The organism is Sorangium sp. So ce834, assembly GCF_051521425.1.
GTDB classification, from domain to species: domain Bacteria; phylum Myxococcota_A; class Polyangia; order Polyangiales; family Polyangiaceae; genus Sorangium; species Sorangium cellulosum_D.
Window position 1 is genome coordinate 10,294,466 of the sequence record NZ_CP150351.1, and the last position, 17,980, is coordinate 10,312,445.

The 17,980-nt window shown below is 71.5% G+C and carries 12 protein-coding genes and 1 pseudogene; 4 read left to right on the forward strand and 9 right to left on the reverse strand.

All coding sequences use genetic code 11. The features are described from left to right. Window positions 1–4: 4 nt before the first annotated feature. The 3 genes from WMF20_RS37820 to WMF20_RS37830 form a co-directional block, all read right to left on the reverse strand. Window positions 5–1,921 carry a hypothetical protein gene (locus WMF20_RS37820; protein WP_437606641.1) on the reverse strand — a complete coding sequence of 639 codons (1,917 nt, stop codon included), beginning with the start codon at window positions 1,919–1,921 and terminating at the stop codon, window positions 5–7. A gap of 40 nt (window positions 1,922–1,961) precedes the next feature. Beyond that, window positions 1,962–2,726: an antibiotic biosynthesis monooxygenase gene (locus WMF20_RS37825; protein ID WP_437606642.1), complete on the reverse strand. Its 765-nt coding sequence runs from the start codon at window positions 2,724–2,726 to the stop codon at window positions 1,962–1,964. 179 nt (window positions 2,727–2,905) lie between these two features. Beyond that, entirely contained in the window at window positions 2,906–4,972 is a 2,067-nt protein-coding gene (locus WMF20_RS37830; protein WP_437606643.1) for a hypothetical protein, read from the reverse strand. 320 nt (window positions 4,973–5,292) lie between these two features. Between WMF20_RS37830 and WMF20_RS37835 the strand changes: the two genes are divergently transcribed. Next, complete coding sequence (locus tag WMF20_RS37835) at window positions 5,293–5,928, forward strand: hypothetical protein (RefSeq protein WP_437606644.1); 636 nt, start codon at window positions 5,293–5,295, stop codon at window positions 5,926–5,928. Window positions 5,929–6,056: 128 nt separating this feature from the next. On the opposite strand, the gene WMF20_RS37840 is transcribed toward WMF20_RS37835, so the two are convergent. Then, the gene (locus tag WMF20_RS37840) at window positions 6,057–7,031 is read right to left on the reverse strand and encodes a hypothetical protein (protein WP_437606645.1); all 975 of its coding nucleotides are present in this window, start codon (window positions 7,029–7,031) and stop codon (window positions 6,057–6,059) included. A gap of 155 nt (window positions 7,032–7,186) precedes the next feature. On the opposite strand from WMF20_RS37840, the gene WMF20_RS37845 reads away from it, so the two are divergent. After that, window positions 7,187–8,575 carry an IS1380 family transposase gene (locus tag WMF20_RS37845; protein ID WP_437606646.1) on the forward strand — a complete coding sequence of 463 codons (1,389 nt, stop codon included), beginning with the start codon at window positions 7,187–7,189 and terminating at the stop codon, window positions 8,573–8,575. A gap of 120 nt (window positions 8,576–8,695) precedes the next feature. Here WMF20_RS37845 and WMF20_RS37850 read toward each other — a convergent pair whose 3' ends face one another. Both WMF20_RS37850 and WMF20_RS37855 read right to left on the reverse strand, forming a co-directional pair. After that, window positions 8,696–11,179, reverse strand: coding sequence for an RCC1 domain-containing protein (locus WMF20_RS37850; RefSeq protein ID WP_437606647.1), 2,484 nt, complete (start codon window positions 11,177–11,179; stop codon window positions 8,696–8,698). Between the two features lie 664 nt (window positions 11,180–11,843). Further along, window positions 11,844–11,915, reverse strand: a pseudogene (locus WMF20_RS37855) (hypothetical protein); the annotation flags it as partial. A gap of 464 nt (window positions 11,916–12,379) precedes the next feature. On the opposite strand from WMF20_RS37855, the gene WMF20_RS37860 reads away from it, so the two are divergent. Together WMF20_RS37860 and WMF20_RS37865 are read left to right on the forward strand one after the other, a co-directional pair. Beyond that, a complete protein-coding gene (locus WMF20_RS37860) occupies window positions 12,380–12,817 on the forward strand; it encodes a serine O-acetyltransferase (protein WP_129578845.1) in 438 nt (145 codons plus the stop codon). Next, complete coding sequence (locus WMF20_RS37865) at window positions 12,810–13,880, forward strand: glycosyltransferase family 4 protein (RefSeq protein WP_437606648.1); 1,071 nt, start codon at window positions 12,810–12,812, stop codon at window positions 13,878–13,880. The genes WMF20_RS37860 and WMF20_RS37865 overlap by 8 nt, the downstream gene beginning before the upstream one ends. Before the next feature lie 7 nt (window positions 13,881–13,887). On the opposite strand, the gene prs is transcribed toward WMF20_RS37865, so the two are convergent. Genes prs through WMF20_RS37880 form a run of 3 tightly spaced genes read right to left on the reverse strand, consistent with a single transcriptional unit; the run spans window position 13,888 to window position 17,908 of the window. Continuing rightward, window positions 13,888–14,811: a ribose-phosphate diphosphokinase gene (gene prs, locus WMF20_RS37870; protein WP_437606649.1), complete on the reverse strand. Its 924-nt coding sequence runs from the start codon at window positions 14,809–14,811 to the stop codon at window positions 13,888–13,890. Further along, window positions 14,808–16,844, reverse strand: a complete 2,037-nt coding sequence (locus tag WMF20_RS37875) for a class I SAM-dependent methyltransferase (protein ID WP_437606650.1) — start codon at window positions 16,842–16,844, stop codon at window positions 14,808–14,810. The genes prs and WMF20_RS37875 overlap by 4 nt, the downstream gene beginning before the upstream one ends. Continuing rightward, a complete protein-coding gene (locus WMF20_RS37880) occupies window positions 16,844–17,908 on the reverse strand; it encodes a LolA family protein (RefSeq protein ID WP_437606651.1) in 1,065 nt (354 codons plus the stop codon). Before WMF20_RS37880 ends, WMF20_RS37875 begins: the two co-directional genes overlap by 1 nt. Between the last annotated feature and the right edge of the window lie 72 nt (window positions 17,909–17,980).

Genomic DNA, 17,980 nt, shown 5'->3' on the forward strand with positions numbered 1-17,980 from the left:
GGTCTCACCGGCTCCGCAGGCGGTTGAAGATGCGCTTGTTCTCGACCTCTTCCGGCGGCGACGACGGCGCCACCCCCGAGAACGGGCAGCGCCCCTGGAAGCGCGCCACGAGGTGCGGGTCGTGCACCGCGGAGCGCCCCATCGCGCTCTCGAGGTAGCGCAGGAGCGCGGCGCGCTTGCCGGCGGAGAGGTCGCGCGTCACCGGCATGTGATCGGGATCGGTCGTCGGCTTGCTGAGGACGAAATGCAACAGGTGCGCGTTGGCGTCCGCGACCTCCCGGATCGAGAAGTCGAAGAGGCCCTTGCTCATGACCGGGTAGAGGTTCGCGTATTGCTTCCAGATCGGCTGGACCTCCTCCCAGGTCGGGTGCTCCGACGCCGTGAAGGTGCTGAAGACGAGCACCGAGATCTGGTCGAATGTCTGCTGGATGATCGGATCGCCGTCGGCGAAATTGTAGGCGACCGCGTAGAGCTGGCCGTCGATGTAGCGGCGCGGATAGCCCATCTCCGGCGGCCCCTGGAATCGCGCCGTCACCCGCCCCGCCGCGTCGGTGCGGACCCGCTGGGGCTCGATCGCGAGCGCGCCGATGGGGCTGTTCATGATCGGGATGGCCGCGGTCGGGGTGGTGCCGATGGAGGTGTCGGCGGGCGCGTCGCCGTCGTCGGGCGCGGGCGCGAGCGGCTGGAAGGCGATCGGCGCGCCGGAGAGCGGGAGGCCGTAGCGGGTCGCCCACATCGGCACGTCGCGGCGGTTGAGGTCCGGCTCGTTCGGGTCGAGGCGGAACGAGAGCGCGTCGGCGCGCAGGTCGCGGCCGTGCGCGGTCTCGCGCATCATGACGAGCCCGTGGCCGGCCGGCACGCCGCCGCCGAAGAGCACGAGCGCGAGCGGACGCTCGTTGACGAGGTTCCTCGCCGCGGCGGGGATCGGCAAGGTCTGGATGCCCGACGCCTGGGTCAGGGAGCCGTCGCTCGCGTCGAGCGCGCCGAGCACGGTGAATCGATCCTCGGCGAGGACCGCGCCCTCGTTGGCGTCCGGATCGTGGAGCACCGCGAACCGCAGATCGCCGAGCGGCGCCAGCTTGCCGTCGTCGCCGAAGGGCAGCGCGTTGCTGAAGTCGACCACCAGCGCGTCGCCGATGACCTTGCCGGAGAAGCAGGTCATCCCGTTGGCGGCGAGGCACGAGTTCGCCGGTAGCTGCGGGTTCTGGAACGCGCTCGTCGGCATGAACCGCCGGCCCGACACGAACGACGCCGGCTCGTCGGGCAGCACCGGCCCGATCGCGCCGACGATGGCGCCATAGGTGAAGTCGGGCGCCTTGACGCTCGTCTGGTAGCTGAAGACCGTGAGCCGGACCGAGAGCCGGCCGCTGCCGCGCGACGCCTCGGCGAGCGCCTTCAGCACCGGGCTGTTCACGCCGTCGAGCCGCCAGCGCAGGTTGGAGAGCTGCGACTGCCACATGGCCGACGCGCCCGAGTCGCCCTTCATGCCGCCGCGAAAGAACCAGAGGTCCCGGAAGGGCGTCGGCTCGAGATCGGCGAGGAGCACGAGATCGCCGGTGCGCGGGTCGCGGAGCGACACCGAGAGCCCATAGAGCTGCGAGGCGAGCTGCCAGTCCGGGTCGATGTCGACCAGCTTGCCCGACGGGCGATCCGGCGAGTTTCCCACCGAGAGGCCGACCGCGCCGTCCGCCGCGTCGACGCCGGACGCGCCGATCGCCTGCTGGATCGTACAGCCGGTGAAGCGGAAGATGGCCGTGCCCGTGGGGTTCCACCAGCCGTTCATCGATTGCTGGGTGCTGAACTCCTGGAATCGCGGCGTGAACGTCGCGTTGTCGAAGTGCCGCGGGTCGTTGTTGACGGTGGACGGGTCCGCCTGGAATCGTCCGGAGAATGTCAGCCGGGGCTGGTTCAGGTAGCTCATGGTCTCTCCACCTCGCGGGAGAATGAGGGCCGGTTTGGGCTCAGAACGGCTTGATGAGGCCGATCGGATTGGCCTCGGGATCCTTGATCAGCGCGAACTGATAGCCGTCGATCGACGTCGGCGGCATCAGCTTCGTGCCGCCCGCCTCCACCGCGCGCGCGATGGTGCCGTCGAGGTCGTCGACCAGCAGGTAGAAGTTGTGACCTGGCTCGAAGCCCGGCGTGCCCGGATCGGCCTGCCCGATCCCGCCGAGCGCCTCGCGCCGCTCCACCGGGAACTTCACGTAGGCGAACCCGCCGGTGCCGATCGTATAATTCCAGCCGAAGACGTTCTGATAGAACGCCTTCAGCTTCGCCTGATCGCGCCCGATGATCTCGAACATCACCGACGGGTGCTGGTTGTCCGGCTCGTTCACGGCCGCGGGCGCGAACGCCTCCGGCCGGATGAAGCCGGCCCGCCGCGCGAGGAACTCCACGAAGGTGAACGGCTTGCCGTTCGCGGCGACGAAGAGATCGCCGTGCCGCTCGAGGAAGCGCGTGAACGCCGGCCCCTCCACGTGGCGCAGGAAGGCGTCGGCGCTGCGATAGATCCCGAACAACACCACGCGATCCGGCGCGCCCGGCGGGAGCGCCTGGAGCCGGTCATCGCCGCGAAACGGCGCGTGCACGAGGTAGGCGAGCGTGTCTGGCTCGCTCTCCCGCACCTCCGCCGCGAGCGCCACGAGCGCCGGCACCGCGGCCGACTCGTGGCCCGGCCGGATGAACCACGTCGACGTGAGGCTCAGGATCTCCGGTTCCCCATGCATTCGCGCCGCACCCCCTCCCGGCAGGAACGTCCAAGCAGAGCGCCCCCTCCGATCGGTAGTGCAGCGTACTCAAGCGGATCCTCGATGGAAGCAAAATCGGACATCGAGAAGATCGATGTAGTGGCAAAACCTCTCACATCTCACGCGTTCGACGCCGGCGCTGCCGCGGCGAATCGGCCTCACGCCGCGCGGATATCGCTCTGAAACGGGGAGAGGTTCTCCGGGAACAGGAGCCACGCGAAGAGGCAGCGCACCTCGAAGGTCTCGTCGGCCGCGATGGCCGCGAGCGTGGGGTCGAGATCGTCGATCGCGTGGCCTTCCCAGACGAACCCCGGCACGCCGCGCGCCCGGCTCACGAGCCCGCCGGTCTGCCACTGGTCGCGCGCGCGGAAGCAGCGGGAGAGCGACATGTTGACCGCCGCGGTGAAGTCGGGCCGGTGCGCGATGCGCTCCGGCAACGCGACGCGGTCGAGGCCGGCCGACCAGCAAAGCCAGCAGAGGGCGGCCCACTCGGCTCGGACCCTGCGCATCAGGAGAGAGACCGGCAGGGCTCCTGGGTCGAGCGTCTCGTCCACGGTGAGCTCGACGGTCTCCACGCCGTCCTCGGTCTCCTCGGTCAAGGTCGCCGCGGTCCGCGCGAGCTCCACCGGCCCATCCGGCAAGAGGTGCGACAGGTCGGGCGGGAGCCACGGACACGGCTCGGTGCCCGGCAGGCCGCGCTGCACGGCGTCGCGCAGGCGCAGCAAGCGGGTGGCGTAGACCTGGATCTTCTGCCGGACCTGCTCGATCGGCTGGCCGACCTCGACCGCGACCGACGCGTCGCCCGGCAGCGGATCGATGGCCTGGCGCGCCGGCCAGAAATCGAGCTCCGCGAACAGCACCCGCACCACCGTCCTGAGGTGCTCGGCCACGGCGGCGGCCTCGGGCTCGATGCGGTCGGCGTCCTCGAGCACGCCGCGCGTATCGCCGAGATCGAGCCGCAGGAGCGCGCGCGTGATGCAGGTCGAGCGGCGCTCGGGCTCGAGCAGCAGCGCCGCCTCGACGAGCGAGAGCGCGACGCGGCGCGAGCCCGGAAAGGCGGCGGCGAGCCTGCGGTAGGCGGCGCTCGGCTCGGCGCCGAGCAAGAGCTCGTCCAGGGCGGCGAGCGCGGCCGCGTCGGTCGTCTCGAGCAGCGCTCGCCCCCGTCGCTCCGCGACCTCGGGCCTCGGCTGCAGCGTCGCGGCGCGCAGGAGCTCGGCGAGCCTCTCGCGCTCGCCGCCGCGCACCGCCGCGCGGGCTGCGGCGCAGCAGGCCTCGCGCGCGCGGCCGCCCTGCAAGAGCTCTCGCGCGAGGGCCCAGACGCGCTCGGCGTCCCACGCCGCGAGGTCTTCGGCGAGCGCGGGCGACGCGACGAGGCTCTCCTCGTCGAGGGCGGCGCCGAGCTCGCGTCGAACGACCGGCGCCCCGTCCGCGTCGAGCAGCGTGAACGCTCCGACGGGGTGACCGTGCGCGTACTGACCGCGCTCCTCGCGCACGCGCGGATCGAGGTACGGGCTCGCGTCCGGCTCGGGGAACCAGCGGGTGGACGGGCCGTGGAGGCGCCCCTGGGGATCGAGGTGCCGCTCCTCGGAGGGGCGGCCCAGCGCGTCGTACTGGAGCTCGCGAACACGCGCTCCGGCGCGAACTTCGATCTCCTGAGCGGGCGTGCCCTCGCGCGTGAAGTAACGGTGGAGGGTCGAGGCCGAGGCTTCGTCCTCCTCGATGAGGATCCAGCGTTGCGAGCCCTGGTCGTAGTCCGCCTCTTCGGCGACGCCGGCGGGTCTCTCGGGCCAGCGGGCGCCGTCCGCGGAGATCGGGTATCCGGCGCGGTCGTGAAAGACTTCGCGCCGGATCTGCCCCTGCCGAACCAGCGTTCGCAGCTCCCAGGCGCCGGGCGGCACACAGCACCGTCGCAGCCTGAGCTCGGTCGGGGCGTCGCTGCCGTACGCCACCACCTCGCCGTCGAGCTGGCCGTCGCGGTAGCGCCCGCGCTGCGCGGGCTGACCGTTCGGGTGGAACACGGTGAACGGCCCGTCCTTCACCCCGTCCGCGTAGCAGCAGCGCGAGAGCAGCGAGCCGTCGCTCGCGCGGTACACCAGGCGCTCGCCGGAAGGGCGGCCGTCGGCGTCGGTCTCCCCGAGCTCGAAGGTCCCGTCCGCGGGGTTGTACCTGGCCGAGGGCGGAATCGACGGAGGTCGCTCCGCGCCGTGGTGAGTCGTGGCGTCCACGCATCGCAGTCTATCGGGTTTCGCGCCGAGCATGCGTCCGTTCATGCCCGGCGCAAAGATCCACGAAGCCGAGCGCCATCACGTAAGGCGAGACCGACATAGGTCAGTCATGAGTCATGATGAGCCATGATGCGCCAGCCAGAGAGAGCAGGATGCGCGTTGGCGTGGTCGTGCCCTGTGTCCCGGCGCTGAACGCAGTGCGGGAAAGGGCTGGATCCAGTGAGCGCGACACGCTGTCACGCGCGAAGACAGCCTGGTACATGCCTTGCAATGGCCACACACGGACACGGCTTCCACAGGCCTCCTGAAAGGACGAGATCATGAGAGCACATCACATCATCTGGCGCGCGCTCCTGCTGGCAGCGGCGCAGGTTCCGTTTACCGTCGCCTGCTCGAGCGTCACCGACGGCTCGGATGCGGCCGAGACCGAGACGGGTACAGGGGGGAACGCCGGCACGGAATCGACGTCGTCGAGCTCCCCATCCGGCGACGACACGGGCGCGACCGACCCGGCGGTAGACCTGTTCGCGTGCGGCCTCGAGCCCAGCTGCGAGCGAGTCGTTATGCACGCCTCCCCGACCCCGCCGGAGGCGCTCACCTGCGCGGCCAAGCTCGTGGTCGGGGGCGGCACGGGCGTCCTCGGCGCGCTGCTCACCCCTGGACCGTACATCGACGAGACAGAATCGCTGCTCGTCGTGCTGGGCGACGGCACCGCGCTGGTGCAGACCCGCGAGAGGCACTGCGGGCGCGAGGGGATGGAGTGCGGGCCCACGCTGGGGTGGGAGGCGCCGTCGCAGCACCGGATCTGCGATCTCGTCATCTCTCCGGAGTTCGAGGAAGCGTGCACGGACGACGCCGAGGGGTGTTCCTTTTGGCCGTGGCGCGACCTCAGCAATTGCCGGGCCGCCGAGGAGCACACCTGCGAGGACATCGCGGCTCTGCTCACCTCGCAGTAAGCGCGGCGAACCCATCACCGCGAGTGGCCGAGCTCGCCTGTGAGAACGGCCAGATCCCTCTGCTCCAGCTCGGAGAGCGATGCGACCTGGGAGCCCCAGCCGTCGATCCCGAGCTGGAGCCTGGCCGCTCAGGGGCAGATGGGGGCGCCCGATTGGACGAACACCCTGCCCTGCTGGGGCGGGATCACGCAGTCGTTCAGCGCTGGGTCCGGGTTGCTGCAGTCGACAGGGGCGTCGTAATGCCCCGTGCTGCTGTTCCACTTGAAGAACGTACCGGCCGGGAGGGACACCGTGATATTGCCGCCGAGCAGGGGCGAGATCGCGGCCGTGGGCGCGCCGAAGTTCACGGCGACGAAGCCGTGCCGGTACGTCCGCGTGAGCCCCTTGCGCGCGCCGACCGCCTCCACGACGGGCGCCGCCGCACCGCAGGCGGAGTCGAGCTCGACGCCGAGCTGGGCGTGATCCCAGTAACCCCTGGCGTCGGAGTAGGGCGTCACGTAGAGGCTCGCCAGCCCTGCCTCCGACACGAGGTAGCTCGCGAGCGCCCACTCGATCTGCGCAGGTGTCGGCGGGGTGTTGTGGTCGGCGGTGGGGAAGGCCGTCTTCAGGTAGAACGGCTTCGAGCGGCTCTGCACGCCGAGCATGTAGCCGTGCATGTTGCTCCAGAAATGGACGTCCTTGCCGTCATAAGGGTTGTCGGGGCAGTCCGGGGACTGGTCGTAGGAATAGGCGCCGCACTTTGCGTAGTTGAACCCCTCCTCGGTCAGGACGCCGTCGACCGTGTCGAAGATGCCGCCGGGACCGGCGAGCGCCGCGTCGCTCGACGAGATCGAGTAAGCAGGATGCTTCCCCCCGGTGCTCGTCAGGTTGATGTGGAGGCGCTTGCCGTCCTTGTGCATCTCGTCGCGCAGCCGCTTCAGCCACTTGGCCACCGCGCGCGTGTACTGCCAGTCGCAGTACCCGTCCCTGGCGGCGCAGCTCGGGTCTTCCGGGTCGCACGTCCCGCTGCACGCCGGATCGTAGCGCTGGTCGCCCTTGAACAGGGGGGTCCAGTCCGTCCCGTTCTCGTAGACGCCGCACGCGCCGATGTAGTTGGCGGGCATCACGACGTCGAGCGACAGAGCGTCGAACTTCAGCCCCCGCGCCCACTGAGCGTGGATTTCGCGCCTACGATGCCGATCTGGGGCGTGAGAAATCCGGCGCAGTAAAAGGAACGCCTTGAAAGAAAGGCTCGGCGTGGCGACCCGCCCGGGTTGCTATGACCAAACGAAGACGCACGCCGAGCACCTCCAAGGTGCGTCGACGCGAGCTCGGGTTCAAGAGGAAAGGCGACGGGCGGCACCAGGAGCGAATCCGGCGGCCAGACCCTTCCAGGATTCACGTCGAGCCCACGGAGAAGAACCTGACGGGCGTCGCAGGGCTTGCCCCGTTCGGCGCCTTCCTCCGCGAGCTCGGCGTCGACGTGGCCCTGAGCCGCAGGTTTTCCCGGCTCAAGACGGGCCGCTCGGTCATCTACCCGATGGCCGCGCAGATGCGCCTGCTGATGGACAGCGCGCTCGCCGGCGAGGAGCGCGTCTTCGGCATCGAGGCGCTCGCCGTCGATCCGCTCTTCGCGCGTCTGGCAGGCGGGGTCGTCCCCAGCATCGACACCGTCTACCGGGACCTGTGCCGCTTCGATGAGGAGGCGCTCGAAGCACTGCACAGCATGGTCGTCGACCACGGGCTCGCCCTCGTTGCTCGCCGAAAGCATCGGTTCGTGCACATCGACGTGGACACGACCGTGGAGCCGCTCTTCGGGATGCAGGAGGGGGCGCTTCCGGGCCCGAATCCGCGATACCACGGTCGACCGAGCTATCATCCGATCCTGGCGCGCATCGCCGAGGCCGACGCCATCGTCGGAGCCAAGCTGCGACCTGGCGACACGAGCTTCGGCGAAGCCGATGTACCTTTCGTCGAGGAATGCATCGACCGGGCGCGCGCCGCAGCGCCGAGCGCGGTCATCTACGTGCGGATCGATGGCGCGGGAGATTGCAGCGCCTTGATGCACGCCGTTGCCGCGAAGGGATGCTTTTTCCTCACCAAGGCGCGGATGAGTCCCGATCTGGTGGGCATGGTCGCACACGCCACTGGATGGCGTACCATCGACCGGGATGCCGACGGTCGTCCTCGACGGCAGGTGGCCGAGGTCCCCTTCCGGCGCAGCGAATGGCCGGATGGGGTCCGCGTCATCGCCGTACGCACACGCGACCGGGAGAACGGCAAGCAGATCTACCTCTGGGAAGGCCTCGACTACACGGTGCAGGTCTTCTTGACCAACGAGCCGGTCGAAGCGCCGGAGGACGTCGCGGGGCGATATGACCTGCGCGCGGGCATCGAGCCGCTTATCGGCGATCTCAAGCACGGGTGGGGATGCGGTCGCGTGCCGAGCCACTGCTTCAACGCCAATCATGCCGCGCTGCTGCTGAAGCTGCTCACCGCCAACCTGATGCGCCGCTTTGTGCTGGAGCACGTTCCGCACCTGGCGAGCTGGCGAACGCCGTGGCTGCGCCGCGCGCTCATCCTCGTCCCGGGAAGGTTGGCCCGGTCGGGTCGGGGCACGACCCTGCACGTGCCGGAGCGCTCGCAGCTCGCCCGCTGGCTGAATTGAGTCCGGACCAGCCGAAATCATCGCGGGGGTAAGGGGGGCGTGTGCCTTCGTGACGCTGTGGGTGCACCAATGTGTAATTGGCATCGCATTCTTCGGCGGAACGATGCTCGCACGTCGCCGTCAGCCCACTCGTGCCCCATGGGCGCGAAATCCACGCTGAGCGCGGATCCGCGACAGCATCTCTTCAACGACCTCCTCGTTGGTGAAGTCGAGCGCCGGGTTCTCGACCCCCCAGTACGCCGCGTTCTTCCTGTCCCTGACCACCGACGGGGCCGCGTCGAGCTTTCCGCCGCTGCTCGTGCACCTGCGGAGGATCCACTCGGGATGGAGCGCGTCCCAGTAGTTGTAGTTAATCGCGCCCTTGAGCGCCGCGCTCTGGAAGCACTTGAGCTGCGTCCCGCCCGGGGCCTGCGCGCAGACGCCGGCGATGTCGCTGTCCGGCGTCGGCTTGCAGTCTGCGTCCTGGCTGGGCCCCCCGAAGTCCTCCGTGCCCGAGTCCTTCTGGCAACTGCGCATCTCGCTCGACGTGTACCAGCACACCTTCTCGCCATGGAAGTAGTAGGTCGCCGGGTTGGACGCGGCGTTCCAGGTGATGCAGTGATACCCTTCCAGGAGGCAATCGGAGTCTGTCTGGCAGCGCGCGAGGACGCCGTCGTCGACCCCGGAGACGGGCATGTAATGGCCGACGATGATGTCGGGGTTCGCGGTCGCGGCGGTCCAGTCGTTCGTATAACGATCGCCGTGCCAGACGAAGGTGCTCTCCTGCGCGAGGGCCGAGACGGTGACGGGCGGCTTGATGGGGCTGTCGGCGAGGATGAACCCAGGGACGCTGGTGGTGAAATCCTCGGTGCGGATCGGCTCCTTCAGGTGGAAGAGCGTGACGAGCTCCGCTGCCTCGGCGTTCTCGTCGGCGTCGACCCAGCCGGAGCTGTCGGCGCCGGTGAAGTGCTGGGAGGGGCAGTCGTACGTCGCGCAGGACGCCCGCGAGAGGAGGCCGCCCCGGTCGGGGTCGCCAGGCGGCAGGTCGCGGTAGAAGCTCTCGACCTGGCCGGCCCAGGTGCCGGTGGTCCCGCGCGGAACCGTGGCGAGGTCCAGCGTGCCCGTCCCGTGGAGGCAGAGCTCGTTCGCGTTCGGGTCGTTGGCGGGTCCGTCGCGAAGGACCAGGGTCGGCGCGCCGCAGCCGCCCACGGCGAGCTCGTCATCGCCGAGGTCGACGGCCGGGAGCGCGGCGCCCATCTCGCCCGGCTCGTCGCCGCAGTCCGGCGTGGCGCCGGAGCAGCCGGGGTGGCCCAGCGCGCCGTAGGCGTCGTCGCCCCAGCACTTGACCTCGTCCGTGTCGAGGAGCGCGCAGGTGAAGAAGACGCCCGCGGCGACCGCCTTGGCCGTGCGGCCGGGGCCGAGGTCGACGGCGGGGAGGGCCGCGAGCTCGCCGGGAGCGTCGCCCTGGTTCTGGTTGTGCCCGAGGCCGAGCTGGCCGTGGTCGTTGAGCCCCCAGCACTTGACCGTGCCGTTGACGAGGAGGGCGCAGGTGTGCCGCCAGCCAGCGGAGATCGCCGAGACGGGTCCCCCCAGGCCGATGGCGGCGAAGTCCTCCGGCTCGGTCGCGGTGCTGTCGCCGAGCCTGTTCGTGTTGCCCTGACCGAGCTGACCGTAGTCGTTGGCCCCCCAGCACTTGACCGTGTCGTCGGGGAGGATGGCGCAGGTGTGTTGGCCGCCGGCGGCGATCGCCTTGGCCTCATCGTTGGCGCCGCCGAGCTGGACCACGGGGAGGCTCGCCGGCTTCGTCGCGGTGGTGAGGCCGCGCGGGTTCAGGTCGCCGAGGCCGAGCGAGCCGCCCGCGTTCAAGCCCCAGCACTTGACCTGGTTGTTGTCGAGGAGCACGCACGTATGGCTCTCGCCGGCCGCGACGGCCTTCGCGGTGCGGCCCGTCCCGAGGGGGATCGTGGAGAGGAACACCATCTCGAGCGCCGAGTCGCCGCGGTTCTGCGAGTCCCCGAGGCCGAGCTGACCGTGCATGTTGTAGCCCCAGCACCTGAGCTCGTCGTTGTCGAGCACCGCGCAGGTGTGGTACGAGCCGGAATCCGCGGACTTGGCACGACGGCCTGCGCCCAGGTCCGTGAAGTGCATCTGGAACATCTCGCGCGGCTCGTCGCCGCGGTCGCCGATCTGGAGCTGGCCGAGCTGACCGCTGCCGTTCCTCCCCCAGCATTTCAGGCCAGGCCGCGACCAGGAAAAGGGTTGATACAGCGCACACGTATGCATGTACCCGGCCGTGACGGCGGAGATGCCCTGACCGAAGCTCGCCGGGAGGGCGTCTCCCATCTCGCCAGCGCTGTCACCGCGGATCTCGGTGTCGCCGAGGCCGAGCTGACCGTAGTAGTTGTCCCCCCAGCACTTGAGCGCGCCGGTCTTCAGGACCGCGCAGGCGTGGTTCATCCCTGCGCTGAGCGATTGCGCTTTGTGTTTGACGAGGGCGCTCTGCTGCGAGCCGGTCTCCTCGGTCTCGGCGGCGCCGGGCGCCGGGGCGACCTCGCCGGCGGCGCAGGCCGAGAGGAGGGCCGCGGCGAGCGCGGGAGATGCGCGGAAGCGGCGCGCGTCAGCCATGACACATCACCTCGCCGCCGCTCGGGCGCTCGGCGCGCGAGGCGTCGGCCGGCGGCGCTGGCGCCGGGCCGCTGTCGTGCGTGGCGCTCGGACGCATGAAGAGAGTTCGCATCGAAGAGTCCTTTCCTGGGATAGGTCGCGGTGGACCGCAGTCGGCAGGGAGGTGCGACACAGAGGCGCAGAGGACACAGAGAAGAGAGCCCCAGGGACGCCGTGCCTCAATGGCCCGCCTCTTGTCACAACAGGATCAGAGACGAGCTGGGTGCCGACCTACTCGCCGGGAGGCGTGGCCAGCATGCCATCGGACGGCAGCGATTCATTGCAATGGGAGTGCCAACGCTCCGCTCGCACAGCGCCCAGCGAGATGCGCCCAATACCGCGCCGAAGGGCCGCGGGGTGACCGTTCTCGCGAGGAGACGTCACGGTGCGGCGTCTCGATGTCACGTGACATGTCACGTGACATCGAGACGCTCGCCCGGACGAAGCGCAGCATCACGATGGGCGCCACGAGCGACACGAGATCTGGATTCATCGTGAGGATATCGCACGGTGATACGCATCGATGCAGCCTGCGCAGCGCTCCGACATGCGCGCGTCGCCGTGCGCGGCGATTCCAACGCTCGCTGCTGCTCGCCGCGCTTCCTCGATCGAGCCGCGCCGCGTTTCATGCCGCGACCGACGTCAGCTCCGCTCCGGAGAGCTCGGCGCTGGGGAGCTTCGCGCCGGCGAGGTCCGCGCCGGGGGGCCAGGCTCACCGCATGCCGGGCCCGCTGTCCACCCGACCCTGAAAGCGCAGGCCGCGCAGTGAGGACGACGCGCGCCGGTGCGCTCTGCATCGCCCTTCCGGGAACGAAGCCGGGCCGTTTCGGACGAGCCCCCGCGGGCCGCAGCGTAAAGACGGCCCCTCGATGCGCGGCTAAGTTATTGATCTACCGTCGCTTTTCCCGGAGGGCCGGATAGCATGGAAGAACGTCCTGTCAACCACGGGCAGGCCCCGCAGTTGGGGCTTGACGTGCCGAGACGTTTGGATTTCCTTCTCCCTCCGACGTGGCGACGATGGCGGAGACCTATCAACGCCTGTACGAAGACGAGGACGAGGCCCCGCTCGCCCGGGCCGCCGGGCGCCGCCGCGGCGCGAGCCATGCTGGCCATGTTGGATCGATGGCCTGACCGGCCCGCGCGAGAGCCGTCGAGAACTCCATGAACGCCATTCACCTGTACAACGTCGCGCACTGGTGCCACGCCAAGCAAATCCCCGTGGTCCCCAAGCTGCTCTACTGGACGACCTTCCTCGTCTACAATAGCTCGATCCCGCCCAGCGCCGAGATCGGCGCCGGCTCCCGGTTCGGGTACGGCGGGATGGGGGTGGTGATCCACGCGCAGGCGCGGATCGGCAGGAACGTGGTCATCGCCCAGCAGGTGACCATCGGCGGGCGCCAGGGCCACACCGGGGTGCCGGTGATCGAGGACGACGTCTACCTGGGCGCCGGCGCGAAGATCCTCGGCCCGATCCGCGTCGGGCGCGGCGCGGTGGTGGGCGCGAACGCGGTGGTGGTCAAGGACGTCCCGGCGGGCGCGACGGTGGGCGGCGTCCCCGCCCGGATCCTGAAGCAGCCGAGCGAGGGCGCCGATGTCTGAGCGCGCGGGCGTGCTGGTGATCGGCCCGCGGGCGCCGGCGGTGGGGGGGATCGCGACCTACGTGGAGACCATGCTGGAGCGGATCCCCACGCGCCATTGCGACACCGCCCCCGCGCCCGCGCTGCGGGGCAAGCTGACGCGCTTCGCCCGCGGGTGCGCCGCGATCGTCGCCAACCGCCCCGAGTGCCGCGTCCTGCACATCCACTCGTCGTACGGGTGGTCCTACTACGAGAAGGCGGTCTTCTCGCAGCTCGGCCAGTGGCTCGGCTACCGGACGATCCTGCACATCCACGGCAGCAAGTTCGAGGACTTCGTCGCCCGGAGCCGGTGGAAGGGGTGGATCGCCCGGAGCCTGCGCGACGCGGACGCGGTGATCGCGCTGAGCGCGTACTGGGCCGATTACCTCGGCCGCATCGCGCCCGGCGCCCACATCGTCACCCTGGAGAACGCGGTCTCCGTGCCGGCCGCGCCGCTCCCGCTCCCCGCCGCCCCGAGCGTGCTGCTCCTCGGCTCCATCGACGACCGCAAGGGCGTCCCGGAGGCGATCCGGGCGTTCGCGCAGGTGGTGCGGCAGCACCCCGCCGCGGTGCTCAACCTCGCCGGGCCGGCGGAGCCCGACGCCCTCGCCGGCTACAAGCGCCTGGTCGCGGAGCTCGGCCTGCGCGACAGCGTGCGGTTTTTGGGCAGCGTGCGCGGCGAGGCGAAGTCCCGGGTGCTCGAGGAGAGCAGCGTGTTCATCCTCCCGTCCCACGCGGAGGGGCTGCCGATCGCGCTCCTGGAGGCGATGGCGGCGGCCCGGCCGGTGGTGGCGACCCGGGTCGGGGCGATCCCCGAGGTGATCGCCGACGGCGAGAGCGGCTTCCTGATCGCGGCGGGCGACGCGGACGCGCTCGCCGAGCGGATCAACCGGCTGCTCGGCTCGGGCGAGCTCCGCGAGCGGATGGGCCGCGGCGCCTGGGAGCGGGCGCGGTCGCGGTACGACATCTCGGCCGTCGTCGAGCGGCTCACCGGCCTCTACGGGGAGCTGGGCGGCCGGCCCGCGCCGGCGTCCGGCCCGCGGTGAGGGTGCTCTAGGTCTCCCGCTCGAGCGCGCGCACGATGAGCGGCGCCACCGAATGCAGGGCGCCGGGCGTGTCGGCGAGCTGCTGGCTGCCAGGGTGCGAGTCGGTGCCGAGCAGCGTCGTGAACACGCCCGTCTTCCGGATCTTCTCGAGCGAGTCGCCCGGCAGGACCAGGTGGCTCGCGACGGCGTGGACCTTCGAGGCCCCGGCGGCGAGGTAGGCGCGCCCCGCCTGGACGAGCGACGATCCGGTGCGGACCATGTCGTCGTAGATGACGACCTCGCGGCCCGAGACATCGGCGTTGACGCCGGTCACGCCGACCCCGTCGCCCCGCCGCTCCTTGTAGACGAACGCCGGCTCGACGCCGAGGCCGCGGGCGAGGCTCTGCACCCACTTGGCCCGTCCGGCGTCCGTCGCCGCGAGCACGTACGGGCGATCGCCCATCAGCTCGCGGACCGCCTGCGTGATGAGCGGGGCGCCGTAGAGGTGGCGCGTCACGTGCGAGTCGCTGAAGTAGAACTCGATGCCGTCGGTGTGCAGATCGAAGAGGAAGATGCGCGTGCCCGCGTCGCACGACGGGATCGCCGAGATGAGCCGCGCCCGCGTCTTCGCGGTCACCACCTCGCCCGGCTTCACGGCCCGCTCCATGGTCGCGTAGCCGAAATACGGCATCACGATGGAGAGCGACCGGGCGCCGGCGCGCGAGATGGCGCAGCCGAGGTCGTAGATCTCGAGCCAGTCGAGGTCCTGCGGCGCGCCGCCGAGCAGGACCACGTCGCGCCCCCAGCAGTCGACCGCGACCCGCAGGTAGCGCTCGCCGTCCGGGAAGCTCTTGCGCTCGACCATGCCGCGCTCGAAGTCGCCCGCGGCGAGGAAGGCGGGCTCCAGGTAGGCGTACGAGCGGATCGTGATGAGGAGACGGCGCTGGCTCATCGCGCCCCCCGGCGAGGCGCCCGGGCAGGCGCGGCGGTCCCTCGGCGAGCGCCGCGGGCCGGCGCGCCCTTCGCGGCCGGCGCGCCCTTCGCGGCCGGCGCGCCCTTCGGGGATGCGCCGGCCTTGGCCGCCGGCGCCCCCACCGTGGCGAGGACGCTCTTCAGGTGGGGCTCCATGCCCAGCTCGCTCGGAAAATCGACCGGATCGGGGAGATCTTTCATCTGTACGACGTCGCATCCTGCTTCACGCGCGGCCTCGTGCAAATGGCGCCGGAACTTGGCGCGCGCGATGCCGCGGTGGTTGGTGCAGGCGAGCAGCCGGCCGCCCGGGGCGAGCAGGCGGAAGGCGAGCGCGGCGAGCGCCCCGAAGTCGCTCGCCGCGCTGAAGCGGCTCTTCTTCGTGGTCGCGAAGCTCGGCGGGTCGAGCACGATGAGGTCGAAGCGCTGGCCGGCCTGAGCGGCGGCCTTCAGCCACGGGAACACGTCGGCCTCGACCACGACGTGCGCCGCCGCGTCCGCGCCGATCGCGTCGAGGTTCTCGCGCGCCCAGGCGACCGCCCCCCGGGACACGTCGACGGTGACGCTCTCGCGCGCGCCGCCCGCCACGGCCGCGACGGTGAACGCGCCCGTGTAGGCGAACAGGTTCAGCACCCGGGCGCCCCGGGCGAGCTCGCGCACGCGCCGCCGGTTCTCGCGCTGGTCGAGGAAGATGCCGGTCGAGAGCCCGTCGCCGAGCCGCACCTTGTACGGCAGGCCGTGCTCGAAGATCGTGAGCTCCTCGGGGGCGCTCTCCCCCCGGACGGCGTGCCGCGGCGCGAACTCCTCGCGCCGCGCGTCGACGATCACGCTCGCGTGCTTCGGGCGCACCTTGAGGTAGACGCCCCTCGCCCCGAGCCGGTGGGCCGCGTCGAGCACGACGTCGCGCGGCGGCGCGCCCGGCTCGCCCTCGCCCGTGCCGAACAGCGCCACGACGAGGTGCTCGCCGTAGAGGTCGACCGAGATGGAGGGGAGCCCGTCGCCCACGCCGTGGACGAGCCGGAACGCCGTGGTGTCGCCGGCGCGCGCGACGGCGTAGCGCCGCTCGGCGGCCTCGCGCATGGCGCGCTCGACGGCCGCGACGCCCCCCGCGTACGGGTCCGCCGGCGCGTCCGCGAGCCACGCCTCGAACGCCGCTGGCAGCTGCGACCGGAAGGTCGCGGCCGCGCCGGTGGCCGGGTGATCGAGGCGGAGCTCGGCGGCGTGCAGGAGCAGGCGCGGGGCGTCGGCGCCGCCGTAAAGCGGATCGCCGGCGATGGGCAGGCCGATCGCGGCGAGCTGTACCCGGAGCTGGTGGGTGCGGCCGGTCTCGGGCCGGAGCTCGAGGAGGGCGCGGTCGCCGCGGCGCTCGAGGAGCCGGTAGCGGGTGATCGCCAGCGCGCCGCTGGCGGCTCGCTCCGGGCCGCCCGCGCCCCGGTCCTCCCGCCTCGCACCGCGGTCTCCTCGCCGCGCGCCCCGATCCTCCCGCCTCGCGCCCCGATCCTCTCGCCTCGCGCCCCGATCCTCTCGCCCCGCGCCCCGATCCTCTCGCCCCGCGCCCCGATCCTCTCGCCCCGCGCCCCGATCCTCTCGCCCCGCGCCGACCTCGGCGATCGCGCGCATCGCGCCGCCCGGCGCCGGGACGAGGCGGTGCCGCAGCGTGCCGCGCGGCGCGCGATCGCCGAAGCCGGACACGGCGGCGACGTACGTCTTTTGCACGGTGCGCCCCTCGAACTGCCGCGCGACGGCGGCGTTCGCCTCGCGCCGCCGCGTGAACAGCAGGACCCCCGAGGTGTCGCGATCGAGCCGCTGGTGGATCCCGAGGTACGCCTCCGCGTCGCCCCGGCCGCGGAGAAAGGCGCGGAGGCGCGTCACCACGTCGTCGATCCGGTCCGCCTCCGGCGCGTGCGTCGACAGGCCAGCCGGCTTGTCGACCACGATGAGATCCGCGTCCTCGGCGAGGATCCACTCCGGATGGAAGTCGGGAAACAGCTCCGGCAGCGAGAGGCGCGGAATCATCAATTCTGCTTGACGTCGGTGCCGGGCGGCGGGGTGAACTGGAACTCCGCGGGATCGATCGACGCGGGCTGCGACGCGCTCTCGAAGTCGAACCGGTTGCGGTTGCCCTGCGCGTCGACGATGAGGACGCGGCGCACGACGCCCGGGTCCTTCTTCGCGAGGAGCGCGCTGTCGATATAGAACATCACGAGCTCGTAGTGGGGAGTCGGCGCCCGCGGCTTGCCGACGAGCACGGGGCCGCCCTGGAAGCTCGCCTTCTCGTTGAAGGTGAACGTGAACGACGGGCGGAGCCCGTGGCCCATCAGGAACGAGAGCGCGCCCGGATACTCCGAGTTCTTCACCGGCGTGACGAACATCTGCCGGTCCTCGGCGACGTAGACCTTGAGCGACACGCCGTCGGAGACGATGCGGTTCCGGCTCGGCGGATCGTAGCGAAACGAGATCCTGTCCGGCTTCTGGACCGACAGCGCGCCGCTCTGCTTCTTGACGGCGCCGGAGATCTTCTGGGTGTGCTCCTGCTTGAACCGGGCGACATAGGTCTTCTTGCCGACGAAGATCGCGTCGACCTCCGCCGCCACGGCGTCCGCGGACCCGGCCTCGGGCGGGGCGAGGGGCGGCGCCTCCGCGACCGGCGGGGACCCGCCCGTCGCCGCCGGCGCCTCGGCGCGCCCGCCGCCCGCGTCGCGCGCCGCCCCGCCGCCCGCCGCCCCGCCGCCCGCCGCCCCGCCGCCCGCCGCTCCGCCGCCCGCCGCTCCGCCGCCCGCGTCGCGCGCCGCCGCCGCGCCGCCCGCGTCGCCCGCGTCGACAGGCGGCTTGCGGCCCGCGTCCTCCGCCGGCGCGCCCGCATCGGCCGGCGCCGCCGCGTCGGCCGCGACCGCGGGAGCGTCGGCGGGCGCCGCGGGGGCGCTCGCCGGCGGCGCGGCGGCAGGGGGCGGCGGGTCCGGCGGCGCGGCGGCGGAGGGCGCGGCGTCGGGCGCCGCGCCGACCGGAGCGGACGGCGCGTCGCAGGCCGCCGCGGCCAGGGCGGCGGGCAGGGCGAGGGCGGCGAGGCGGAGGCGAATCATCGAAGAGCTCGCTTTCAGGGGCGTGTGCGTCGCGTGTTCTAGGACAGGTAGGGCCGAGGTGGTAGCGCCGAC